22 protein-coding genes and 1 pseudogene are annotated in these 23,842 nt (G+C 66.1%); 13 read left to right on the top strand and 10 right to left on the bottom strand.

Translation table 11 applies throughout. The features are described from left to right. Positions 1-93 precede the first annotated feature (93 nt). Positions 94-1,263, bottom strand: a complete 1,170-nt coding sequence (locus CBI38_RS27390; RefSeq protein WP_109333878.1) for an LLM class flavin-dependent oxidoreductase — start codon at positions 1,261-1,263, stop codon at positions 94-96. A 131-nt stretch (positions 1,264-1,394) separates the two neighbouring features. Between CBI38_RS27390 and CBI38_RS27395 the strand changes: the two are divergent. From CBI38_RS27395 to CBI38_RS27405, 3 genes and pseudogenes are all read left to right on the top strand, one after another. Continuing rightward, positions 1,395-2,633: pseudogene (locus CBI38_RS27395) on the top strand (MFS transporter). Between the two features lie 108 nt (positions 2,634-2,741). Further along, on the top strand, positions 2,742-3,449 hold the full coding sequence (locus CBI38_RS27400) for a TetR/AcrR family transcriptional regulator (protein WP_109333880.1): 708 nt from the start codon (positions 2,742-2,744) through the stop codon (positions 3,447-3,449). Then, positions 3,446-5,095: an FAD-binding dehydrogenase gene (locus CBI38_RS27405; RefSeq protein WP_109333882.1), complete on the top strand. Its 1,650-nt coding sequence runs from the start codon at positions 3,446-3,448 to the stop codon at positions 5,093-5,095. Before CBI38_RS27400 ends, CBI38_RS27405 begins: the two co-directional genes overlap by 4 nt. 43 nt (positions 5,096-5,138) lie before the next feature. Here the strand turns inward: CBI38_RS27405 and sfnG are convergent, their stop codons facing one another. Next, complete coding sequence (gene sfnG / locus CBI38_RS27410; protein ID WP_109333884.1) at positions 5,139-6,254, bottom strand: dimethylsulfone monooxygenase SfnG; 1,116 nt, start codon at positions 6,252-6,254, stop codon at positions 5,139-5,141. Positions 6,255-6,354: 100 nt separating this feature from the next. Between sfnG and CBI38_RS27415 the strand changes: the two genes are divergently transcribed. The 3 genes from CBI38_RS27415 to CBI38_RS27425 all read left to right on the top strand — a co-directional run bounded on the left by CBI38_RS27415 (position 6,355) and on the right by CBI38_RS27425 (position 10,141). Then, complete coding sequence (locus CBI38_RS27415) at positions 6,355-7,620, top strand: acyl-CoA dehydrogenase family protein (RefSeq protein ID WP_109333886.1); 1,266 nt, start codon at positions 6,355-6,357, stop codon at positions 7,618-7,620. Then, positions 7,617-8,840 carry an acyl-CoA dehydrogenase family protein gene (locus tag CBI38_RS27420; protein ID WP_109333888.1) on the top strand — a complete coding sequence of 408 codons (1,224 nt, stop codon included), beginning with the start codon at positions 7,617-7,619 and terminating at the stop codon, positions 8,838-8,840. Before CBI38_RS27415 ends, CBI38_RS27420 begins: the two co-directional genes overlap by 4 nt. Before the next feature lie 89 nt (positions 8,841-8,929). Further along, positions 8,930-10,141, top strand: coding sequence for an SfnB family sulfur acquisition oxidoreductase (locus CBI38_RS27425; protein ID WP_109333890.1), 1,212 nt, complete (start codon positions 8,930-8,932; stop codon positions 10,139-10,141). A 58-nt stretch (positions 10,142-10,199) separates the two neighbouring features. Here CBI38_RS27425 and CBI38_RS27430 read toward each other — a convergent pair whose 3' ends face one another. Next, positions 10,200-11,675 (bottom strand): DUF4185 domain-containing protein, encoded by a 1,476-nt coding sequence (locus tag CBI38_RS27430; RefSeq protein ID WP_109333892.1) that lies wholly within the window; start codon positions 11,673-11,675, stop codon positions 10,200-10,202. A gap of 378 nt (positions 11,676-12,053) precedes the next feature. Here CBI38_RS27430 and CBI38_RS27440 point away from each other — a divergent pair, with 378 nt between their 5' ends. After that, complete coding sequence (locus CBI38_RS27440) at positions 12,054-12,266, top strand: hypothetical protein (RefSeq protein WP_109333894.1); 213 nt, start codon at positions 12,054-12,056, stop codon at positions 12,264-12,266. Further along, positions 12,254-12,502, top strand: coding sequence for a hypothetical protein (locus CBI38_RS27445; protein WP_109333896.1), 249 nt, complete (start codon positions 12,254-12,256; stop codon positions 12,500-12,502). Before CBI38_RS27440 ends, CBI38_RS27445 begins: the two co-directional genes overlap by 13 nt. On the opposite strand, the gene CBI38_RS27450 is transcribed toward CBI38_RS27445, so the two are convergent. Both CBI38_RS27450 and CBI38_RS27455 read right to left on the bottom strand, forming a co-directional pair. Continuing rightward, entirely contained in the window at positions 12,466-13,545 is a 1,080-nt protein-coding gene (locus tag CBI38_RS27450; protein ID WP_109333898.1) for a VIT1/CCC1 transporter family protein, read from the bottom strand. The genes CBI38_RS27445 and CBI38_RS27450 overlap by 37 nt on opposite strands. Before the next feature lie 63 nt (positions 13,546-13,608). After that, positions 13,609-14,277: a SanA/YdcF family protein gene (locus CBI38_RS27455; RefSeq protein ID WP_109333900.1), complete on the bottom strand. Its 669-nt coding sequence runs from the start codon at positions 14,275-14,277 to the stop codon at positions 13,609-13,611. Positions 14,278-14,366: 89 nt separating this feature from the next. On the opposite strand from CBI38_RS27455, the gene CBI38_RS38000 reads away from it, so the two are divergent. Further along, positions 14,367-14,531 carry a hypothetical protein gene (locus CBI38_RS38000; RefSeq protein WP_162603290.1) on the top strand — a complete coding sequence of 55 codons (165 nt, stop codon included), beginning with the start codon at positions 14,367-14,369 and terminating at the stop codon, positions 14,529-14,531. A gap of 242 nt (positions 14,532-14,773) precedes the next feature. On the opposite strand, the gene CBI38_RS27465 is transcribed toward CBI38_RS38000, so the two are convergent. Beyond that, positions 14,774-16,198 (bottom strand): FUSC family protein, encoded by a 1,425-nt coding sequence (locus tag CBI38_RS27465; RefSeq protein ID WP_109333904.1) that lies wholly within the window; start codon positions 16,196-16,198, stop codon positions 14,774-14,776. A 75-nt stretch (positions 16,199-16,273) separates the two neighbouring features. On the opposite strand from CBI38_RS27465, the gene CBI38_RS27470 reads away from it, so the two are divergent. Next, positions 16,274-16,789 (top strand): MarR family winged helix-turn-helix transcriptional regulator, encoded by a 516-nt coding sequence (locus CBI38_RS27470; protein WP_418328291.1) that lies wholly within the window; start codon positions 16,274-16,276, stop codon positions 16,787-16,789. Between the two features lie 4 nt (positions 16,790-16,793). On the opposite strand, the gene CBI38_RS27475 is transcribed toward CBI38_RS27470, so the two are convergent. Both CBI38_RS27475 and CBI38_RS27480 read right to left on the bottom strand, forming a co-directional pair. Beyond that, positions 16,794-17,267, bottom strand: coding sequence for a hypothetical protein (locus CBI38_RS27475; protein WP_109333908.1), 474 nt, complete (start codon positions 17,265-17,267; stop codon positions 16,794-16,796). Between the two features lie 42 nt (positions 17,268-17,309). After that, positions 17,310-18,149: a DUF72 domain-containing protein gene (locus CBI38_RS27480; protein ID WP_109333910.1), complete on the bottom strand. Its 840-nt coding sequence runs from the start codon at positions 18,147-18,149 to the stop codon at positions 17,310-17,312. An 82-nt stretch (positions 18,150-18,231) separates the two neighbouring features. Between CBI38_RS27480 and CBI38_RS27485 the strand changes: the two genes are divergently transcribed. The 3 genes from CBI38_RS27485 (at position 18,232) to CBI38_RS27495 (ending at position 20,989) form a co-directional block, all read left to right on the top strand. After that, on the top strand, positions 18,232-18,552 hold the full coding sequence (locus CBI38_RS27485; RefSeq protein ID WP_109333912.1) for a GYD domain-containing protein: 321 nt from the start codon (positions 18,232-18,234) through the stop codon (positions 18,550-18,552). Positions 18,553-18,610: 58 nt separating this feature from the next. Then, positions 18,611-19,465: an LLM class F420-dependent oxidoreductase gene (locus CBI38_RS27490; protein ID WP_109333914.1), complete on the top strand. Its 855-nt coding sequence runs from the start codon at positions 18,611-18,613 to the stop codon at positions 19,463-19,465. 117 nt (positions 19,466-19,582) lie between these two features. Next, positions 19,583-20,989, top strand: a complete 1,407-nt coding sequence (locus tag CBI38_RS27495; protein ID WP_109333916.1) for an ABC1 kinase family protein — start codon at positions 19,583-19,585, stop codon at positions 20,987-20,989. Position 20,990: 1 nt separating this feature from the next. On the opposite strand, the gene CBI38_RS27500 is transcribed toward CBI38_RS27495, so the two are convergent. Both CBI38_RS27500 and CBI38_RS27505 read right to left on the bottom strand, forming a co-directional pair. Further along, positions 20,991-22,550 (bottom strand): TerD family protein, encoded by a 1,560-nt coding sequence (locus CBI38_RS27500; protein WP_109333918.1) that lies wholly within the window; start codon positions 22,548-22,550, stop codon positions 20,991-20,993. 9 nt (positions 22,551-22,559) lie between these two features. Then, positions 22,560-23,807 carry a TerD family protein gene (locus CBI38_RS27505; RefSeq protein ID WP_109333920.1) on the bottom strand — a complete coding sequence of 416 codons (1,248 nt, stop codon included), beginning with the start codon at positions 23,805-23,807 and terminating at the stop codon, positions 22,560-22,562. Positions 23,808-23,842: the final 35 nt, after the last annotated feature.

Consider the following 23,842-nt stretch of genomic DNA (forward strand, 5'->3'; position numbering starts at 1 on the left):
GCCCCTGCCTGTGTGGTGTTTTGCACCGAACCTACGTCGGGGCCGCGTCGTCGTGCTCGAGCAGCCGCCGTCATGCTCCCAGTCTGGCAGTACCTACCGACGAGAGGACAGGAACGCCGTCGAGCCCGACAGGTCGCCCAGGCGGTGGCTGCGTGGCTGGACGAGCCCGCGGCGCTCGAGTATGGGCCGCACGCCCTCTCCGAAGCGGTACGACTCCTCGAGGTGGGGATAACCGGACAGCACGAAATGGTCGAGTCCTAGTGCCGCGTATTCGGCGATGCGGTCGGCGACCTCCTCGTGCGAGCCGACCAGCGCGGTGCCGGCGCCACCCCGCACCAGTCCGACACCTGCCCACAGGTTGGGCGCCACCTCGAGACTCCGCGCGTCACTCGCCTGTGAATACGCGCTGCCTCCGCCGTGCAGCTCGCGCATGCGCCGCTGTCCCTCCGAGCCCGAGCGGGCGAGGCTCTGTTGCGCCTGTTCGACCGTGGCCGGATCGAGCGCTGCCAACAGCCGGTCGGCTTCGGCCCAGGCCTCCTCGGAGGTGTCGCGGCTGATCACGTGCAGTCTGATGCCGTAGTCGAGCGTGCGCCCCTGTACCTCGGCGAGGTCCCGGATCCACGCGATCTTCCCGGCGACAGCACTGGGCGGCTCACCCCAGGTGAGGTAGGTGTCGGCGAACTGGGACGCGACGGTACCGGCCGCAGGTGACGACCCGCCGAAGAAGATCGGTGGCACGGGATCAGGAATCCGCTGCAGCGAAGCGTTCTCGACCCGGATGTACTCGCCGGCGTAGTCGACCGGACCGTTGCCCGACCACAGACGCCGGATGACGTCGAGGAACTCTCCGCACCGTGCGTATCGCTGGTTCTTGTCGAGGTAATCGCCGTACGTCCGCTGCTCGTGGTCTTCTCCACCGGTCACCACATTGAGCAGCAGGCGCCCCTGCGACTGCCATTGGAACGTCGACGCCATTTGAGCGGCGAGCGTCGGGCTGAGCAAGCCTGGCCGCAATGCGACCAGAAACTTCAACGTTTCAGTGGTCTCCACCATCATCGCCGTCGTGAGCCACGCGTCCTCGCACCAGGCGCCGGTGGGAGTGAGAACCGATTCGAAACCGCTCGCCTCCGCGGCTGCGCCGATCTGGTTGAGGTATTTCAGCGTTGCGGGACGATCCCCCGCCATCGAGCTTCCGTGGCCGCCTGCCATCAAGTTGCGGGAGTCACCGTAGGTGGGGAGGAACCAGTGGAAATGCAAAGACACGCGGGATCCTTGTCGACGAAGATGGGCAGCGCTGCCCAGTTCATCAACCGGGCGGCCCCGGCGGGAGGGTTTCATTCACCGTGATTCGGAGGGTGAAGGCAGGCGGCGGACACCGATAACGTCACCGGCCCATGACCACGGTCTCCCAACCCGCCTCCTCGCCGTCGACCGAATCCGACCTCGAGCGGCGCACGCGGTTACGCACCGTCGTGGCCGCCAGTCTCCTGGGCACGACTGTGGAGTGGTACGACTTCTTCCTCTACGCAACTGCCGCCAGCCTGGTCTTCAACCAACTCTTTTTTCCCGACCAGACCTCTTTCGTCGGCACCATGCTGGCTTTCGCGACGTTCGCAGTCGGTTTCGTGGTCCGCCCGATCGGTGGAGTCGTGTTCGGCCACATCGGCGACCGCATCGGGCGCAAGAAGACGCTCGCGCTGACCATGTTCATCATGGGCATCGCGACCGCCCTGATGGGCGTGCTGCCGACCGCCGAGCAGGTCGGTGTTCTCGCCCCAGTGCTGTTGCTCCTGCTCCGGATTCTGCAGGGGTTCGCCCTGGGTGGCGAATGGGCGGGCGCCGTGCTTCTCGCCGTCGAGCACAGCCCCGCGCGGCGACGCGGGCTGTTCGGGAGTATCCCGCAGATCGGCCTCGCCCTGGGTCTCGCACTGGGAACCGGAGTCTTCGCGGCCCTGCAGGTGATCTTCGACGACACCCAATTCCTCTCGTACGGGTGGCGAATCGCGTTCTTGCTCAGCCTGATCCTCGTCGTCATCGGCTTCGTCGTGCGACTGAAGGTCGAGGAGACCCCGGCATTCCGGGAAGTGCACGAACTGCAGACGCGTTCCTCCGCTCCGTTGAAGGACGTGTTTCGCGGCCCCATCCGCCGCAGCAGTGTGCTCGGATTACTCTCGCGCTGGGGTGAAGGGGCTGCGTTCAACACCTGAAGCGTCTTCGCAATCACCTACGCGACGAAGAGCTTGGACTTCGCGAAAGTGCCCGTCCTGCTGGCCGTCACGATCGCGGCAGTCGTCATGGCGGTGTTCCCGACTTTCGGCCTGTTCGGCACCGAGAACATGCTCTGGTTCACCGTCGCGCTGGTGCTTGTATTCGGGATCATCCACGCTCTGTTCTACGGAGCGCAGGGCACTCTCTATGCGAATCTCTATCCCACCGAGATCCGCTACACCGGACTGTCGGTGGTGTATCAATTCTCCGGGATCTACGCCTCCGGTGTGACTCCGATGATCCTCACCGCCCTCATCGCAATCGGCGGCGGCGCCCCGTGGCTCGCCTGCGGCTACCTCGTCGCCACATCGATCGTCAGCGTCGCCGCCACATCTGCGATCCGCAAGCAAGACCTCTACCTCTGACCCGGCCATCCGTCGGCACTCACCCGTCACACCGACTTCGATACACCGGCGTATTCGATACGTTAGTGTATCGAGTGAGTCCACCGACCCCGGCGCAGAGGAGGGAACATGGCGACATCTTCGGCGCCCACCCCTCACCGTGCCACCGACGCGCCGAGAAGGGTGACGAAACGGCGAGGCCAAACTCGGCGGCGCCTGCTCGACGCAGCGGGCGAGGTGTTCTCGGAGAACGGGTTCGGGCGATCGACTGTCGAACAGATCTGTGAGCGCGGCGGATACACGCGCGGAGCCTTCTACTCCAACTTCGCCTCCCTCGACGAAATGTTCTTCGCCATGTGGGAACAGCGATCCACCGCCATGCTCGAGCACATTCGACTGGCAGCCGAGTCGTCGGACATCGACCTGACCGATCTTCCGCCGTCGGAGAAAGTGCGTGCCGGTACCGCCCTCATACTCGACGTCGTTCCGGTCGACGACCAGTGGTACCGGATCAACGCCGAATTCACCGCGCATGCGCTACGCAATCCCGCCTTGAAGAAGGCCCTCGCGGCGCGCGAACAAGCGATCCTCGACACGATAGTGCCGATCCTCGAGAGCGCCCTCGGCCGACTCGGCCGCACCATTGTCGGCGACCCACAAACATTGGGCCGCGCCCTGGTCGCCGTACACGACGGCACCAGCGTCCAGTGCCTGATCGAGGACGCCAGCGCGTCAGCCCGGGAACTACGCGTCGATCTGTTCACCCACGTCGTGACGGCTTACAGCCGGCCCGACACCACCCCACCACGCACCGCCCGACAAGAGGAGTCTTCGTGACCGAACAGGCTGATGTCATCGTCGTCGGCGCCGGCTTGGCCGGTCTCGTCGCCACCTATGAAATGGTGAAGGCGGGCCGCAAAGTCCTGGTGGTCGAGCAGGAGAGTTCCTCGAACCTCGGCGGGCAGGCCTTCTGGTCACTCGGCGGTTTGTTTCTCGTCGACACGCCCGAGCAGCGGCGTCTCGGTATCAAGGACTCGTACGAGCTTGCGATCCAGGACTGGATGGGCACCGCCGCCTTCGACCGTGAACGAGAAGACCAGTGGCCCCGCCTGTGGGCGCAGGCGTACGTCGAGTTCGCCGCCGGCGAGAAGCGCCAATACCTGCACGACCTCGGCCTGCGTCTGATGCCCAATGTCGGGTGGGCCGAGCGCGGTCGGGGATCTGCACTCGGGCAGGGCAACTCGGTGCCCCGCTTCCACATCACCTGGGGCACCGGACCGGGTGTCGTCGAAATCTTCCTCACCCGCGTCATCGCCGCCTCACAGCGCGGACTGGTCACGTTCAAGCATCGACATCAGGTCGACGAGATCGTCGTCACCAACGGCGCCGCCACCGGGGTGCGCGGCACCGTCCTCGAACCGTCCACCGAGCCGCGCGGGGTGAAGAGCTCGAGAACGGCGGTCGGGGACTTCGAATTCTCGGCGCAGGCGGTGGTCGTCACCTCCGGCGGCATCGGCGGAAACCCCGAACTGGTCGCGAAGAACTGGCCTGCCCGGCTGGGCAAGGCGCCCGAGAACATGCTCGCCGGGGTCCCGGCGCACGTCGACGGCAGAATGCTGGGAATCACCGAGAACGCGGGCGGCAACATCGTCAACCGCGACCGCATGTGGCACTACACCGAGGGCATCCAGAACTGGGATCCCATCTGGCCCAATCACGGGATCCGGATCATTCCCGGCCCGTCGTCCATGTGGTTCGACGCCAACGGGAAACGACTGCCCAGCCCCAACTTCCCCGGGTTCGACACCATGGGAACACTGGAATACATCATGAACAGCGGCCACCACCACACGTGGTTCGTGCTCGACCAGAAGATCATCGAGAAGGAGTTCGCGCTGTCGGGCTCCGAACAGAACCCCGACATCACCGGGCGGGATTTCAAGCTCCTCGCCGCGCGCCTGAGAAAGGGTGCGCCCGGACCGGTCGAAGCATTCAAGCAGCACGGGGTCGATTTCGTGGTCCGCGACAACCTTCGCGACCTCGTCGACGGCATGAACGCGCTCACCGACCAGCCGCTGATCAAGTACGAGGACCTCGAACACGAAATCGTGGCCCGAGACCGCGAGGTGAAGAACAGCTACAGCAAAGACTTCCAGGTGATGGCTATCCACAATGCACGGAACCTTCTCGCCGACAAGATCACTCGCGTCGTCGCCCCCCACGAGATACTCTCCCCCGAAAACGGCCCGCTGATCGCTGTTCGGCTGCACCTCCTCACCCGCAAAACCCTGGGTGGGCTCGAAACAAACCTCGACTCCCAGGTCATCAAGCCGGACGGCACGCCGTTCGAGGGCCTCTACGCCGCGGGTGAGGTCGCCGGATTCGGCGGCGGCGGCGTGCACGGTTACAGCGCCCTCGAGGGCACCTTCCTCGGTGGCTGCATCTTCTCCGGGCGCGCCGCCGGCCGGGCCCTCGCCCGGTAGGCGGCTCCGCCGCCCGTGAGTGGTTAACGAGTCTCTGGGCTCGCTAACCACTCACGGGCGCAAGCCTCTCAGCGGCCTCGAGTTCGCGGACAAGGGGCAGCACCTTGGCGCCGAAGTATTCGATCTCCTCCTGGAAGTGGAGGAAGCCGCCCAGAATGAGATCGACCCCGCGGCGCCGGTATTCGACGATCCGCTCGGCGACTTGTTCGGGTGTGCCGATCAGCTGGGTGCGGAACCCGTCGTTGTACTGCACCAGATCTTCGAAGGTCGAATCCGCCCACATACCCGATTTGTCGGCGGTGGACGCACCCGCTTGCTGGACGGCCGACTTGAACCCTTCGACGGCCGGCTTGTTGGCCTTGTCGATGATTTCCCGGAGGGTGTCGCGGGCTTCCTTTTCGGTGTCGCGGGCAATGATGAATCCATTGAGACCGAACTTCACCTCGCGGTTCGCCTCACGCGCATGCCGGCGAAGGTCCACGATCTGCTCGGTGACACCGTCGTAATCCTTGCCATTGGAGAAGTACCAATCCGCGTAGCGTCCTCCGTTCACCCGGGCCGCGGAAGAGTTTCCGCCTTGGAACAGTTCCGGGTTGGGCCGTTCCGGCGTGTTCAACGGTTTCGGCTTCAGCGTGAAGTCGTGGATGCGGTAGAAGTCCCCCCGGAAATCGACCTCGTCTTCGGTCCAGATCTTGCGCAGCACTTGCAGGAACTCGGCGCTGCGCCGGTAGCGCTCGTCGTGTTCGAGCCAGGGCTCTCCGAGGTGGGTGAACTCGTCTTTGAACCAGCCGCTCACCACGTTCACCGCGAACCTGCCGTTCGAGAGGTGATCTGCTGTGGCCCCCAACTTCGCCAGGACGGCGGGCTGCCACAATCCGGGGTGCACCGCCGCGATCACCTTCAGCCGCTCGGTGGCCAGCAACAGCGCGAGGCTGAAACTGGTCGACTCGTGCTGGAACTCCGCGCCGTAGCTCGCCTCGTAGCGCACCTGGCTGAGTGCGTACTCGAAACCGTTGTTCTCCGCCGTCTGGGCGAGCGTCTTGTTGTATTCGTAGTCCCAGCTCGTGCGCTGTTCGATGTCGGACGTGACCAGTCCGCCACTGACGTTGGGCACCCAGTAGGCGAACTTGATCTGATCGGCGATGTGTTCCGTTGACATACCCAGGATCGAACCTGTTCACCGCGGTGGTGCCCACCCTTCCGATCATGACGCGTGCAACCCTTCCCCCTTCCTGCGGAGGCGTGTGAGCTTCGCTGACATGACAGCCGTACAGGAGCGAAGAGCTGCTTCCCCGATCCCAAGCGAGACGGACTACAACACGCTCGCCAAAACATTCCGACCCATCTTCTCCGACATCGCCGAGGGGGTGGTGCAGCGCGAGCGCGACCATGTCCTTCCCTACGAACAAATCGACGCCCTGAAGAAGGCTGGTTTCGGCGCAATCCGGGTGCCCACGTCGCACGGCGGTTTCGGCGCGAGCATTCCGCAGCTGTTCCGGCTTCTCGTCGAACTCGCCGCTGCGGATTCCAATGTCACGCAGGCTCTGCGTGGCCATTTCGCATTCGTCGAGGACCGTCTGGTGGCGGCGGAAGGCGTGGACCGCGACCTGTGGCTGCAGCGTTTCGTCGAGGGCCAACTCGTCGGAAACGCGTGGACGGAGATCGGGGACGTCGCCCTCGGGGAAGCCAACACCAAGGTATCGCCCTCACCCGACGGTGATCACTTCCTCGCGAACGGCGCCAAGTACTACAGCACGGGGTCCATCTTCGCCGACTGGATCGACCTGTATTCGCAGCGCACCGACACCGGTGCTTTCGTCATCGCCGCCGTCGACGCACGCCAACCGGGCGTGACCCACAGCGACGACTGGAACGGTTTCGGGCAACAGACCACCGGTTCGGGCACGTCGACCTACGAGAACGCAGTGGTCCGGCCGGAGAACATCTTCGACTTCTCCACGCGCTTCAAGTATCAGACCGCCTTCTACCAGTTGTTCCACCTGGCGACTCTGGCCGGGATTGCCCGAGCTGCGACGGACGCCACTGCCGCACGCGTCGCCGCCCGCACCCGCACGTTCAGTCATGGCAACGCACCCACCTACGCTCAGGACGCCCAGATCCAGCAGGTGGTGGGTGAGGTGTCCGCTGCCGCGCACGCAGCCGAGGCCATCGCGATTCATGCCGCGGAGCCGGCCCAATGGGCGTACGAGGCCGCGTTCGGCAGCGACCCCGATGAGGAGAAGGCAGCCAACATCGCCGCCGAAATCGCGTCCGCGCGAGGACAGATCGCCTCGACGTCCCTCGTCGTCCCGGCCACGGCGAAGATTTTCGACGCACTCGGCGCCTCGGGTGTAGACCGCTGCTGGGGCCTCGACAGGTTCTGGAGAAATGCGCGCACCGTGGCGAGCCACAACCCGGTGGTGTTCAAGGCGAAGGTCGTCGGCGACTACGAAATCAACGGAACCGAACCCACCTACGTCTGGGCCATCGGAACCGCACGGAACGACACAGAAGATCAGTCATGACAGTAACCACGGCAGAGACAGTCTGGACAGAGACCCCGACCACGAGCGCAGAGTGGATTGCCCGCGCACAGAAGGTGAGCGATATCCTCGCCCGCGACGCCGTCGAACGCGACCGCGTCGGAGCCGCCCCCTACGCGGAGGTCCAGCTCCTCAAGGACAGCGGACTGGTCACACTCCTGGGCCCCACCGAGTTCGGTGGCGGCGGACAGCGCTGGGAGACGGCGTATCAGGTGGTCCGGGTGATCGCTCGCGGCGACGGTTCGATCGGGCAGCTCCTCGGATACCACTACCTGTGGGCGTGGGCGGTGCGTCTCGTCGGCACCGAACCTCAGATCGGCGCGGTGGAGGAGCTGTACACCAGCAACAACTTCCTCTTCGGCGGTGCGGTCAACCCGCGGGACACCGACCTCACCATCGTCGACCGTGGCGAGACCCTGGTGTACAACGGCGTGAAATCGTTCTCCACCGGAGGACGTGCCACCGACCTCACCGTGCTCGAGGGCATCATCGAGGGCACCGCCACCCATGTGTTCGCCATCGTTCCGACCGCTCAGGACGGCATCGTCTTCCGCGGTGACTGGGACAACCTGGGTCAGCGTCTCACCGATTCCGGCACGGTGGAGATCAAGGACGTCGAGGTGGACTGGGCCGGCGCAGCGGGTTTCGTGGACAAGGAGTTCCAGCCGCTCGTCTACAACACGCTGAATTTTCCGGCACTCGAGATCGTGTTCGCCAACTTCTACGTCGGAATCGCCCGCGGCGCCCTCGACACCGCCGCCGAGTACACCCGAACGCGCACCCGCCCATGGCCGTACGGGGGCGACAACAAGGAACTCGCCACCGACGAGTGGTACCTGCGTGAAGGCTACGGCGACCTGCAGGCGAAGCTGTGGGCGACGGAGGCCTTCGTCGATCAGGTCAATCGCGAGTCCGACGCGGTTCTGCACGACGCACGGGAAAACCTCACCGAGCAGGCTCGCGGCGATCTCGCCGTGCGGATTGCCGCAGCGAAACTACGGGCTGCCGACGTTGCACTCGAAATCGGAACCAGAGTCTTCGAGTTGACGGGTGCGCGCGCCACCTCCAACAGCGTCGGGCTGGACATCTTCTGGCGTAACGTCCGCACGCATACCTTGCACGATCCCGTTGCGTACAAGCGCCGCGAGGTAGGCGGCTACGTCCTGACCGGCGAGATTCCCGAACCAACTTGGTACACATAGGATCTCGCACAGCTACGTTTCACTGATCACCGAGTCCGGCTGCCACACCCGGTAGCCGGACTCGGCACGTCACGACCACTCGGAGGACCATGACCGCCGTCCAGAACGCTCACCGAATCACCGACGAGGCGCAGGCCCTGGCCGCCGCCGCCGATCTCGCCGCACAATTCGCCGTCGACGCCTCGGCCCGTGACGCGGAACGGACACTGCCGCACGACCAGATTCGGGCACTGGCACAGTCCGGCCTTCTCGCGCTGAGTGTTCCGCGCGAGCACGGCGGAATCGACGCGCGAATGGAGACGCTCACGGAGGTGTTTCGCCTTCTGGCAGAATCCGATCCGAGTATCGCGCAGATCCCGCACAGCCACTACACGTTCCTCGAGGTCTTGCGGCTTCAAGGGACTTCGGATCAACGCAAGTTCTTCTACAGCGAAGTTCTCGCCGGTGCGCAATTCGCCAACGCGCAAAGCGAGCGCGGGACGACGACCATCGACGTCGACGCCACCACTCTGGTTGAGCAGGGCCCCGACTTCGTCGTCGACGGAACGAAGTTCTACAGCACCGGCGCGCTCTTCGCCGACTGGATCGCCGTACGGGCCACACTTACCGGGGCCACCACAACAACCGGAAGACCGGCCAAAGCTGTTGCCTACGTCCCGAGGACCGCACCGGGACTCTCGATTGTCGACGACTGGGACGGCATGGGCCAGAGAACCACCGCGAGCGGCACCGTCACCCTCGACTCCGTGCGGGTGCCCGCGGCCCACGTCGTTCCGTTCTCCCCGATCTTCGAGGCACCCACCACGTACGGTGCGCAGGCGCAGATCCTGCACGCAGCCATCGACGCCGGCATCGCGTCCGCCGCGCTCAACGAAGCGGTACGGTCGGCACGTCGGGCGCGGCCGTACTTCGAAGCCGGTGTCGGCGACGCCGTCGACGACCCCCTGCTCATCCAATTGGCCGGTGAAGCATCGCTCGGGGTGCGGGCGGCCACCGCTCTGCTGCGAGAGGCGGCCCAGAGCATCGACGCCGCACGCAGAGACCTGACCGAGTCGACGGCCGTCGTCGCCTCGATCGACGCGGCCGCTGCCAAGGTGGCGTCGGCACGGGCGTCACTCGAGGCGTCGTCCGTGCTGTTCGAGCTCGGGGGCACGCGCAGTGCGTCGGAGTCGGGCAACCTCTCCCGCTTCTGGCGCGACGCGCGTACCCACACCCTGCACGACCCGACACGCTGGAAGATCCAGCACATCGGCCGGTGGACGCTGTCGAGGACCATTCCGCCCCGGCACGGGCTGCTGTAGGCCCTCCGGGCTCGTGAGTGGTTAAGGAGTCCCAGGGCTCGTCAACCACTCACGGGCGCTAGCCGCCCAACTTCGCCCTCATGAGGAACACGTTGTAGTCGGACCACGTCGACAGGGTGAAGTACAAATCCTCACCACTCGACCACGGGTGGATGAAACCGCCGTACAGCTCCGGATACTCCATGGCGCTGACCATCGGGGCACCGTCCGACCATTCACCCTGCGGCGAATCGGACTCCCGGAGAACGATGGCCGCCTTGGAGGTGTCGAGGTAGGACATCTGCCACTTGCCGGTGGCCTCCTCGTACCGCACGGACAGTTCGCCGGCCGGCGCGTTCACGATGGGGGTGGCCTCGTTGAAACCACCGACCGGGGTCCAGTTTCCGTGCTGCCAGTACTGGTACGCCGACTTGTTGAGCACCTGATCGGCGGGAACCCGCGCGAGGCCGATCGAACCCAGCCGGGTATTGGGAGTACCGAACATGTAGACGAAGTCCCCGACCGGAACCATCGAGGCCACCTGGAATTTGGTGACGCCGAAAATGTTGTCCCACTTGGCGTAGGGGTCCTTGGTCCACGTCGACCCGCCGTCGTCCGAGTAGGCGATGCCGCCATAGTTCGTCCACCACGTTGCGGGAATGCTGTTCCACGTCCGAATCGACATGTAACTCATGTACTGCCTGTTGCCGACCGCGAATCCCGACGTCGGAATGGTGGTGATCTCGACGTTGTCGAGTTTCCGGCTGTCCAGCAGTTCCGCCGCGTGACAACGGCTGTCCTGCACCATGCTGTCGAGGCTCATCCCGTCCGCGAGGTTGCGGTCGGAACTGAAGCCGAGGACATTGCTGCGCCAGTCGCCGCCCTGGCCACCGGGCGGCATGAAGCCCTTGCCGACGGTGTCACCGAAGGCGACCGCGACCTGGTCGGGCGCACTCTCCCACATGATGCCCAGGTCGGTGCCGTTGACTTGGTAGCGCTTGTCGGTCCGGCTGACGGAGCCGGCCCCGGTCACCTTGGCCACCCGGGTCACGTCACCGATCTTCGGGGCTGCCGGAGCAGGACTCCGGGGCGCTTCCTCGGTCGCGGGATGCACCAGCGGCGGCGGAGGCGGCAAGGCCACGTCTGCGCCGGGGACGGGAATGCCGAGGTGGAAGGGCGTGAATTTCACGCTGACATCCGGAATGTTCAACACGCTCGACAAGTTTCCCGGATCGAGCTCGGTGTCGTCGGTGAGGTCGGGGCAGGGATCCATACACGGGTCCGCGGGCAGCGGTGGCGCAGCAATACGCGTAGGTTCCGTGGTGGGCGCCGGGTACGGAACGGTGGTGATCTTCGGGTACGGGATCGGAATTTCGAGCTTTTCCGGTATGAGCGAAGCGGTTTCGTTGGTGCTGTCGCTGGCGCACGAACCACTACCCGGCACCCCGTTGGACACCGTTTCGGGTTCGGCGCCGGCCGAGCTCTGATTCGAGTAGACGATCACGCCCGAACCGATAGCCACCGCCGCGAACGACGCGACCCATCTCTTCGACATCCCCGAACCCCTCCGCTGTCCACTCTTTCCGCGCGCAGGTCCGTCTCGGCCACACCTGGCGAGGGCAACTTAGCATCGCCGGGTTACGTCCACCGATTCCCACACGCCATACCCGGGGGTAACATTCCGCGGCGTCGGCTGTCGCTACAGGACGTCGTTACCCGTTCACTGGTGACCTGACGTCTCCGGTTGGGTCAGCCCTTCCTGGGCGGTCCGGTCGACGATCCCGGCGGCCACCGCGTCCGTGCCGCTGTATCGGCGGCCCGTGGTCATGCCCGCATTCGCGGTGGGGACACCTGCTGGGTGCGCTGTACCGCCCGTAGCCACACGCGTACCAGCAACTCGTCGACGGACGCGAAGCGGTGATAGATCGAACCGGTGCCCGACGGAAGCGACGCCGCCGGTGATCCGGTCGAGATGGCCGTGCAGCTCGCGCTCGCGTTCTACGACCATTGCGTCGAGACGCCGCAGGACACGCTCCTACTCGATCGCCTGCGCCGGGAGGACGTGCTGCACCTCGATCTCGACCCGGCGCTGCGAGCGGAGGTCCAGGCCACCGACAGAGACACGCCGCACGCATGGCGGCCCTGACCCGAAACGTTTTCGGGCGTGCGGGCCGCAGAGAATCGGACCTCGTCGTGCTCGCCGTCATCGACCTTCCGCACAGCTTCGTGCAGCGTTATCTGCAGTCGGGGCAGAAGCCGCCGCGCAGTCGTCGCGAGAAGCTACCCGACGCTGTACGCGCGGTGCTGACGGACCCGAATGTCCCCGCGGAAGGTCCCGGCGAGTCTCAGCCGCCCGTCCCGAACAGCGTCCCCAGCACATAGGTCGCGGCTGCGGCGCCGTAACCGATTGCCAGCTGGCGTAGAGCCCGCTTGACGGGTGGGCCACCCGAAAGCAGCCCGACCACTACACCAGTTCCGAGCAGCGCCACGCCGACGAGCGCAGCAGCGACGAGGAGCGCTGCGGTGCCCTCCAGCCCGAACAGGTACGGCAGTACGGGGATGATGGCGCCTGAGGCGAAGAAACTGAAACTCGCCGCGGCAGCACCGATGCCGGTGCCGACGGCCTCGTGCTGGTCGACGCTCTCGGTGGCAGGTTCAGGGTGATACGTGGTCTGCAGCACCTCGTTCGCGCGGTTCTCGGCCTCCTCCACCGACATTCCGCGCGCCCGGTAGACGAGGGCCAGTTCGTTGGCGTCGACGTCGAGGAGAGCCACCGCCTCACGGGCGGCACGCCCCGGCGTGGAGGCCTCGAGCAGCTCGCGCTGCGATCGGACCGATACGTACTCACCTGCTCCCATCGAGAGTGCGCCGGCGAGCAGACCCGCAAGACCGGTCAGGAGAACAATCGAATTGGAGACGCCGCTTCCGCTGATGCCGAGCACGAGCGCCAGGTTGCTGACCAGACCGTCGTTGGCACCGAACACGGCGGCACGGAAGGTGCCGGAGAGCCGATTCCGTCCCCGCGCAGCCAGTGCGCGTACCACTTCTTCGTGGATGCGTTCGTCGGCGCCCATGGCATCGGTGGCGTCGACGTCCGTCGGATAGGGCGAGCGCGTCTCCGCGCGCTGTGCGAGGGCGAGCACGAACACCGAGCCGAACCTTTTCGCGAGGACACCCAGGATTCGAGTCCGGAGGTCACCGCGCACGGGCTTGCCGACGTGCTCCCCGAGGAGCGTCCGCCAGTGCGCTTCGTGACGACCCTCGGCATCGGCGAGTGCAAGGAGGATCGCGCGTTCCTCACCCGTTCGACGCTTTGCCAGGTCCCGGTAGACCGCCGCCTCCGCGCGCTCGTCGGCGAGATAGCGACGCCATTTCCGGATGTCCTGCGAACTGGGATCCGGTCTGGCACCGGAATCGGACACCATGCTCAGCCTCCGATCGTCGACTGTGAGAAGAATACCGAGGCGGCATGTGACTCACGCCGGAAGTCAGTCCTGGCGTGCGAGGGCCTTCGCGAGTGCATCGTCCCGAGCGGACACCACCGCGGGGTCCCGGCCGGACAACAGGTCGAGCACGGCCTTGGGCCTGGACAGTGGTTCTCGGATGGTGTTCCTGGCCCTCGCGAACACACTGCAGTCGCAGCCCGCGTTGACGCCGTCGGCGTCGATGCCCGCGTCGCGGCACAGCGCGACGGCCCGCGGCACGTGGAATTCCTGGGTGACGACCAGAGCCTTCGTCACACCGTACGTATGTATGGCCCGCACACACGTGTCGTAGGTATCGAGCCCATAGGGGTCACCGACGATCACATCTCGGTCGATGCCCTTCTCCACCAGGTACTCCGTCATCGCCGCGACCTCGTCGCCGGACCTCCCGCCCGCGTCACCCGACACGAGGACCGCACGCGCGCGGCCGTCCTTCACGAGCTGGACGGCGACGTCGAGCCGGCCGGACAGGTACGCCATCGGCTTGCCGTCACGCACCTGCGCACCGAGGACGATTACCACGGGAGCTGCCGGAGCATCCTCGAGGTCATAGATGTGGCCGGTGGCCTGACGCGACACCCAGACCGTCGACGCGGCCACGACGACTCCGGCGAGGATCCCCGCCACCGCTCCCACCCCGAGCATGCGGCGGAGCCACCGTCGTTTCCCCATGCGGGTATCCAACCACAGGCCGGCTCGCCGACCCGCGGATGTTTCTACTACCCCGGCTCGGTCCCTCAGGGAACCGAGACGGCGTGTGTGTGGGACTGGACCGCCTGCCGAAGTTCCGACCGAGAAAGGGTGCGGGAACCGCACGCGCACCGAGCCGGTATCTGATCGTCCTCGAATCTGGAGGCGTCGAGCATGTCGATGTAGTCGGTGCCGGGTCGATCGCCATGGTGTCCGGTGCCCGCCCGATCACGTGATCCGTGGCCCCCGGGACCACCCCCGGCGACGACCACAGGGCCCTCGTCCGTCCGGTACACGGTGGCAACGCGGTGACTGGCCGGGCAGGTCACCCGGACGATGGCGTGATCACTGCGTTGCGTACCGAGCGACTCCACTGCTGTCCGCGCAAGCCTTCGACGATCCGTCGGTAGAAGTTGTTCTGTGTCCATACAGACATTCCACACCCGATCGGCGCGTACTTGAAGGGTATTTCGCAGTTCTACGCACTCGACCGGGACACGTGGTGGTCGTCCGTGCGACTGATGGCCACGGCCGACACGATCACGCCGATCACCACGCCGACCAGGGTGTCGATAACCCGACTGACCGCGATGCCGGGGGTGACTGCCGACCCCAGACCGGTGAGCAGCAAAGCCATCGGGGTGATCACGACGGACGCGAAGCCGTAATTCCTGATGACGACGAGTTCGGTCGCCGTCTGCAGTACGACGATCACGACCACCGTCTGCCAGTATCCCAGAGCCGCGGCGATCAATGCTGCCGCGAGGACTGCGCCGGCTAGATTTCCGGTCAATCGCTGGATCCCGCGCTGCACCGTCTGACTGAAAGTCATGCCCTGCATGGCCGCCATCGCACCCATCGATGCCCACAACGGATGCTCCAACTCCACAGTGAGGCAGAAGCATCCGGTGAGGAGCGCTGCCACCGCAATGCGGGCAGCAGTGACCGCCGCGTCCCGTGACCGCAGTCGGCGCATGCCGTCCGGAAGGAAACGGCCGGGCGCCGGCAGATCTCGATCGGGACCCTCGACCCCGGGAAGAACACTGCGGCGCTTCACCTTGCGAAGTTCGCTCTCGTATTCGGCGAGGGTGTGCAGGGTGGCGCAGTCTCGATCCGACGTCCACCGCTCGACCACCGTTTCCGCGTCGGCGAGCAGGACGGAGAGTTGACGAACGTGCGCGTCCTGGCGCCTGCCGGTGTGTGCCAGCACCTCCCACGCACGATCGACGGCCCGGCGGGCAGAGGTCAGAGTTTCGCCCTCGCACTCACGACCCAGTTCCGACACCGCCGCGAGTGCCCTCGCCACCGCGAGCCGCGCAGGTCCGAGCGGAAGGAAGAAATAGGGCGTCATGACGGCGAGCCACCCGACGGCCACTCCCCCTGCGACAGCGGCCACAGCCGGTCCCACGTCGGAGAGAGACCTGGCATACCCGACTGCAGCGGTGGCGGCGAAGATCAGGATGACGGGACCGGGGCCGGCGATCCGGAAGGCGGTCAGCAGCCAGGCAGCGGCACCCGCGGCCACCGACATCAGGGCGATCTGCCACCACACCGCCCAGCCGGCCGCACCGAGCAGTGCGCCGGCAGCGACGTAGACAACCAAGGCGATCCCCACGAAACCGGCCTTGCGGGCGAGCTGCGGATACGGCTCGTACCGCCCGAATGCCGCCGTCAGCGCACCGAGCGCACCGAGTCCCGCCAGGTTTCCGTGCCCCAGCAGTCCGCCCAGCACCAACACCAGCGCTGTGGCCGCACCCACGCGTATCGCCGGCGCGATGGTGGCGTCGACCGGGTGAACCTCGAGCGCTCGACGCCAGGTGGCGGGGGTCACCGAATGCTTCAGCGCAGTGCGGCAGTGCGCGAGTCGACTGCTGTCGGGTACGCATCGAGGGAGAACCTGCATTGCTCGAGCGTAGCGTATATTTCACTAGTAAAATAGTTGTGAACTAGTGTGAGGTCGGTCGCTACCATGGCTGTCATGAGCAGCACTTCCCGTCCGGACGAGGACTTCACCGACCGCGTCCGACGCGAGTGGGCTGAAACCTATCCCGAGGTCGATACCTCACCGATCGAGGTGATCGGGCGGATCACCCGCATCGGGTCGCGCGCGTTGCAGCAGTTGGACCATTCGCTCGACGAACACGGCGTCTCCCGTCCCGAGTTCGACGTGCTGTGCGTGCTGGCCCGGAGCGGGCGGCCGTTGCGGGCCAGCGAAGTAACCGCCGTGACCATGCTCAGCGGCGCATCCACCACCAAACACGTCGACCGGCTCGGCAGGCTCGGCCTCGTCGAACGCCTGCCCTTCGAGCGCGACGGGCGGGTGGTGATGATTCACCTGACCGACGCCGGGCGCGCGCTCGTCGACGCCGAGTTCCCGCGACGAATCGAGCGCGACAGGCGGCTGCTCGACGGTCTGGACGAGGACGAACGCGCGGTTCTGGCCGGGCTGCTCCGCCGCATCGCCACCAACGTCGAGTCCGGAGTCCACCCCTAGCCGATCAGGGCATTTCGACGGTTTCGGCGCGGGCGATCTCGTCGAGCGCCCGCCGCAAGTAGTCGGTAGCGGGCACTGCGGCCGTGGCCGACAGGTCGGCGATCACCAGAACCGCCGCCTCGAACACGCATTCCGGGGATCGCGGGTTCTCCTCCACCTCGGTCACCCCGAGTGCACCCGTGAGCACGCTGACGAAGGCGTCGACCGGGACGAAGGGGAGCCACAGCGCGGCCGCGCGAGCGCAGCGCCCGAGCACGTCCTGCACATCTTCGCCGGTGAGGCCGTCGGGGTGGAGGGTCTCGAGCAGTTCCCGGACCACGGCTGCCAGCACCACCCGAACCTGTTCCGGCGGTGCCCCGGCCAGCTTCGCCGCTGCTTCGGTCAGCGCTGCCGTGTCCGAAGAGCGAGCAGCGGCGAGTGCGGTGTCGACCGCTTCGGCAATGTCACGGGCGACCGTCGGCCAGTGTGTAGGCCACATCGGGTGATCCTCTTTCTCCGGGAGAAGTGCGCCATCACCCTCTCACGGCGGCCCGACACCTCCATTCCCCCGCACGCGCTCGATCAGCCGGAGCGCATCGAACGGTGCATACCCCTTCATGTCGTTGTCGAAGTACACGAACACATCGAGCCCCTTCTCCATCCACCGCTCGATCTTGCGTGCCCACCGGTCGAGCGCTTCGTCGTCGTAACCGCTTGCGTAAAGTTCCTTGTCGCCGTGCAGCCGGATGTAGACGAAGGTGCTGGTGGTCGCCTCCACCAACGGATACCGGCCCGCGGTGTCGGCCACCACGAAGGCGATGTCGTGGGCACGGAGCAGTTCGGTCGCCTCCGCCGTGTCGAAGCTGTGGTGGCGAACCTCGAGCGCGTGGCGTAGCGGGCGGTCGGCATCGGTCTCGAGCAGAACTCGATCGCCGGACAGCTTCTCGTCGTGGTGAGCCGCGAGCGCCGCCGCCTCCGCGGTAGTACGCGGAAGCTGGTCGAAGAAGGCACCCAGGCTCGACTCGTCGAAGGCGAGTGTCGGGGGGAGCTGCCACAGGAAGGGCCCGAGCTTGGGACCGAGCGCGAGCACACCCGAGGCAAAGAAGTTGGCCATTGCGCTCTCCGCATTCACCAGTCGCTTCATGTGGGTGATGTAGCGGCCACCCTTGACCGCGAACACGAAGCTCTCCGGTGTCTCGCTCCGCCACTTCGCGTAGCTGGTGGGTCGTTGCAACGAATAGAACGACCCGTTGATCTCGATGGACGTCAATCGCCCCGCCGCATAGGATAATTCCTTCCGGTGAGCCAGTCCCTCCGGATAGAAATCACCACGCCAGCCCGGATACGTCCAACCGGAGATACCTATTCGGGCCTGCGCCATATCACGACACTAACGGCGTTGCCCCTTGCGCGTGATCGCTCCCGGGGAGAAGCATGGGACGGACCACAACCGAGGAGGCCCCATGCCGAAATACCTCTGGCAGGTCACGTACTCATCCGAAGGCGCGCAAGGCCTCCTCACCGAGGGCGGCACCGCTCGACGCGAGGCAATCACACGGATGGTCGAAAGCATCGGCGGGACAGTAGAATCCTGCTACTTCGCGCTCGGCGGACGAGATCTGTTCGTCATCGGTGACGTACCCGACGAAGTCGCTGCCGCTGCTCTCGGCATCCGTACCGCCGCATCCGGTGCCGCACGGTCGGAGTCGGTCATGCTGTTGACGCCCGAACAGATCGACGACGCAGTACGGCGTGAGGCCGACTATCGCGCACCGGGAAGCTGACGGTCCGCCGAGTACGAGTCGCCGGAATGAATGACGAACAGGGGAGGTTGCACGCCACATGACAGAGACCACAGCGAATACCCCGCAGCTCGGACAGTTCGGCGTATGGCGACACGCGGGCGGCCTACAGCCCGAGGTGGGCGCTGCAATAGAGAAGGCAGGCTACGGCGCCATCTGGATCGGCGGGTCTCCGCCGGCCGACCTCGAGGTGGCGGAGCGCCTGCTCGACGCCACCTCCACGATCACCGTGGCCACCGGCATCACCAACATCTGGACTGCGCCCGCCGAAGAGGTCGCGGAATCATTCCACCGCCTCGAAAAGCGTCATGCCGGGCGTTTCCTCCTCGGGATCGGCGTCGGCCATCCCGAACAGCCGGGACTGAACTACAGCAAGCCGTACTCCTCTCTGGTGAGCTACCTGGACGTCCTCGACGAAGCCGGAGTGCCGGCCGATCGCCGGGTTCTGGCCGCACTAGGCCCGAAGGTTCTGGAGCTGTCGGCGGCGCGCAGCGCCGGCGCGCACCCGTATCTGACCACTCCTCAACACACCCGCGAGGCCCGCGAACTCCTCGGCACCGGTCCGATACTCGCGCCCGAGCAGAAGGTCGTTCTCGACACCGATACCGCTCGGGCCCGCCCCATCGGACGGGCCGCCGTCGACAACCCCTACCTGCACCTGCGCAACTACGTGAGCAACCTCGAACGGCTCGGGTACACCCACGAGCAGATCGCCGACGGCGGCAGTGACGACCTGATCGACGCCCTGGTGGCTCACGGGGACACGGAATACATCGCCGGACGCCTGCGCGAACACCTCGATGCCGGTGCCGACCACGTCGCTATTCAGGTGCTGCCGGCCGGGGACGATCCGGTTCCCGCGCTTCGCGAACTCGCGGCCGCGCTGGGGATCTGACTTGCGCTAACGAAATAGTGTGACAGCACGTCCCGCATACCGGCAGAAGTCCGGCTCATCGGTCGGGGTAGGGTCCCCACTGAACGGCAGCCAGGACTGAACGCAAGGGTAGGAACTGTGCAAGAGCCAACGGCACGTCCAGTCGGCCCCTACGCCTCGGGACCGCCCGAAGCAGCCTTGACCGTCGACGCCGTCACCCTCGACCGGTTTCGCGGCGCGGAACTGTGGCGAGCGGTGGTCATCGGCGTCGTCGTCGTGGCCTACGTGCTGTTCTCCGTCGCCAGCTGGCCCTTCCGTCGCCGCGGCCGCACCCTCGCGGACGCGGCGTCGGAAGGATTGGTCGACGGGTTCGAGGTGCTGGGACCTACCTTCGTGAAGGTCGGGCAATTGATGGCGTCGTCGTCCGGGGTGTTCCCCGCCCCGCTGGCCAACGCGTGCCTGCGATGTCTCGACGACGTCCCACCGGTACCCGCTGCCGAGGCACGCAGGGTCATCGAGCAAGACCTGGGACATCCGGTGGACGCATTGTTCGCCGCATTCGACGACATCCCCCTTGCCGCCGCCTCCGTTGCGCAGGTCCACGCCTGCGTTCTGCACGATGGCCGGGAAGCGGTCATCAAGGTACAGCGCCCCGACATCTTCCGCCGCATGGTGGTGGATCTGCGCACCGCGTACTGGGGAGCGCGAATCCTCGAGCGGCTCTTCGAGTTCTTCCGCATCGCCAACGCCACGGCCATCATCCGCGACCTGCACGCCGCCACGATGACGGAGCTCAACAGCGCAGTCGAGGCTGATCGCCAGGCCCGATTCCGTACCAACATCGGGGCGTTCGGGGACAACAAAGGGGTCACCACCCCTGAGGTGTACTGGGACTACTGCGGTCCCCACGTGATCTGCATGGAACGCATGTACGGACTGCCCCTCGACCGTTTCCCCGATCTCGCACACATGGACACCCGGATGCTGATCCGCCGGGGCGTGAAGGTCTGGCTCGAATCGGTCATCGTCCACGGGCCCTTCCACGGCGACGTGCACGCAGGGAATTTGTGGGTGCTCGACGACGGCCGTATCGCGATGCTCGACTTCGGCATCGTCGGGGAGCTTCCGGAGTCGTGGCGTCAGATTCTCCGCGACATGTTCTATGCGACGCTGATCGACGGCGACTTCTCCCGGATGGCCCGCGGTATCCGGAGCCTGGGATACGTGACGGACAACCCTGCGACCGACGAGGAGGTCGGACTGCAGGTAGCGGCCGCCCTCGCGCCCCTCCTCGGGCGTGACCTCGGCGAACTGCGCCTCAGCGAGCTGATCATGGCGTTGGTCGGGATCGGCAAGAAGTGGGGTGTCGCGAGCCCCGAGGAGTTGGTGCTGTTCGGCAAGCAGCTGGGCTACTTCGAGCGCTACGCGACGGAACTTGCGCCCGGGTGGGTTCTCGGACAAGACCTGTTCTTGTTCCGCAACGTGTTCCCCGACGCGGTCGCGGCGAAGGCGCGGGAACTCGGCATCGAGCTACCGGACGAGTAAGTTACCGCCCGGTGAGCGAATCGAGTACCGACGCACGCTGGAGCGGATCGGCGGGAAGCCGGTCGGGCGTGAGGATCCACTGGTTGCCCGTCCACGGGTCGGACACGGTGAGAACCCCCGAAGATGGAACTTGTTGCGCGAATCTCTCGAGCACCGCGACACCGGGGTCCGTCTCCGCCGCACTGTCGTCGCCGACGATGATCAGGGACGTCCCCACTGCAGGACCGTGGTCGGCCAGATGGACGATGCGCGCAGCATCCTCGGCTCCGTAGCCGTGCGGAAAATCGTTGAGGATGACGAGGCGTGGGGACGGCCTCGCATCCGCGATCCGGCTGTGTGCGGCCATTTCTGCAAGGTCGACGCTGTCCGAGAGTGCGGCGAGCCGTGCCGAGATGTCGGCGGCGGCAGTCACCACCGGGGCAGCCAGCAGCGCGGCGAGCGGCTCGGTGAGAGCGCGCAACGAACCGCTGATGTCCACGACTTCGAGCGTGGGCGTTGCCGCGGCGGATGCCACCAGCATGCGTACCGCCAGTGCGGCGACGACCGGCGCGGCCTCCGCCGAGTCCCCGACGATCCACAGCGGGCGAGCCAGCGGATAGTGCACACAGAACGGCACCCGCAGGTCACCGAGATCGGGTGCGGACAATTCGCCGAGCCGCAGACCGTCGGTCATCGCACTGCTCGCGTCCCGGGCCGACCACGAAGTCGATTCGAAGGTGGCCAGCGAGCGCGGCAGCAGCGGGTCGATGACGCGGAGTTCCTCGGCCAACTGCGTTGTCTCACCCGCGAATTTCGACTGCGCCTCGGCGAGGAGCGCGTCGTGACGTTCGTGGGCTCGGGCCTGCAATCCCGCCGCGGCGGGGCTGTTTCTCGTGGACTGGTCGGCCACCGACGCCGACAGCTCATCGTCCAGCCGGGCCTGGGCATAGTCGCGGGATGCCCGGAAGGAGGCGGCAGAGCGAGCTGCATCCTCGAAGATCATCCATGCCCGCTCGAACGAGTGGGCTGGGTCGAGGGGCACGGCGGCAGGCCCGGCAGGCGTGGGGGCAGGGACTGTCGGCTTCGGCTCGTCCACCTCGACCCCGTGCCGGGTGAGCAACTCCGCCAGGCCGCCGTCGTAGCCCTGCCCGACGGCCCGCACCTTCCACTCGTCGCCGCGGCGATAAAGCTCGAGGCAGATTGCCGCCGTCTCGCTGCCGACGAGCGGTACCTCGAAAGCGACCAGCGGAGCGCCGTGCTCGTCGGAGAGTGTGGCCGACAAACCGCTACGAGGGAGGGGTGTTCCCTCGTCGGCCGTCGGGTCCACACTCACCACACAGAGCACCGCCGAAGCGGTGCCGTCCACCTCGCCTAGATTCAGCCGAATCACGTTGCCGTCGTCGAGAGTCACGCCGGTCGCGGATCGAGCGTTGTAGAACACGAAGTGATCCGACGACAGCGCGCGCAGGTTTCCGTCGACCACGAGCACCGACACGTCGATCGGGCTCGCGTTCACCGCCTGGAAACGCACCGAATGCGAAGGCAGCACCGTGTTCTGGCCGGCCGCGAGGTGAATCGTCACCGCCCTGCCCTAGATGCCGAGGAAGCGGGTGAGTTGCGGAGCCGCTTCACCGGCGTGCTTGGCTTGAATGCCCTCACCGATCGCCTGGAGCTTCCATTCGCCGCCGACGCGGTACACCTTGGCCATCACCATTCCGGTGAACGGCATGCCGCCCTGCAGGGTGAACCGGGCGAGCTCGGCCTGCGAGGTGCTGTCGACCAACCGGCAGAAAGCGTTCTTCACCTGTTCGAAGGTGTGCCCGCGGTAGGAGGTGACGATGAAGACGATGCTGGACACGTGCGGTGGGATGCGGGTGAGATCCACCATGATCACCTCGTCGTCGCCGGCGCCCTCCCCGGTGAGGTTGTCACCCTGGTGCCGGATCGAACCGTCCTTGGAGGCCAGCTGTCCGTAGTAGGCGACGTCGACGAGGTTGTTGTCGGCGAACAGCACTGCCGACGCGTCGAGATCGACGTCTGCGGAACGGCTGCCGAACATTCCACGCTTCTCGACGGGGTCCCAGCCGAGGCCCATCTGGATGAACGTGAGCGCGACACCCCCCTCCTTGCGGAGAGTGACCTTCTGCCCCTTGGTGAGGCTGACCGGCCGCGACTTGGTGAGACTGACCTCGGCCGGGGCGGCCGGGGCGGCAGGCGCAGCTGGCGCTGCCGGGGGCGGAGTCGGAGCTGCAGGCGCCGGAGGCGGTGTCGGTGCTGCAGGCGCCGGAGGCGGTGTCGGTGCGGCCGGGGGCGGTGTGGGTGCAGGTGCGGGCGCGTCGTCGACGGACACGCCGTGATCGGTGACGAGTGCCGCGAATCCGCCGGCATACCCCTGGCCCACGGCCCGCACCTTCCAGGCACCCTGACGCCGATACAGTTCGAGAGCGATCACGATCGACTCGGAGTTCAGGCCCTCGATCTTGTACTCGTACAACGGGTTACCTGCACCATCGGCCACCCGAGCGGTCGGCGGTGCGAATCGGCCGAAGTTACTGTTCGTGTCGTCGAGGGTGATCACCGCACGCACCTGCTCGATGTCGGCGGGCACCGACCCGAGCGCCACCTTCAGCGAGGCCGCCTGACCGGCAGGTCCCGGAACCAGCTGGACACCCGGACCGCTCGGCTGGTTGAAGAAGACGAAGTCGGCGTCGGAGCGCACCTTCCCCGATTCGGTCACGAGAAGTGCGGACAGGTCTGCGGCGGCCGTCAGTTCGAGAGAGACGACGACCTCGTTGACGCTCAGTGGGCCGTTCTGACCCTTGGAAAGCGGAGTGGACACTGCGTGATTCCTTCACTGTGGGGAGCGTCGGGTTC

The sequence above is a fragment of the Rhodococcus oxybenzonivorans genome (assembly GCF_003130705.1).
Lineage (GTDB): Bacteria > Actinomycetota > Actinomycetes > Mycobacteriales > Mycobacteriaceae > Rhodococcus_F > Rhodococcus_F oxybenzonivorans.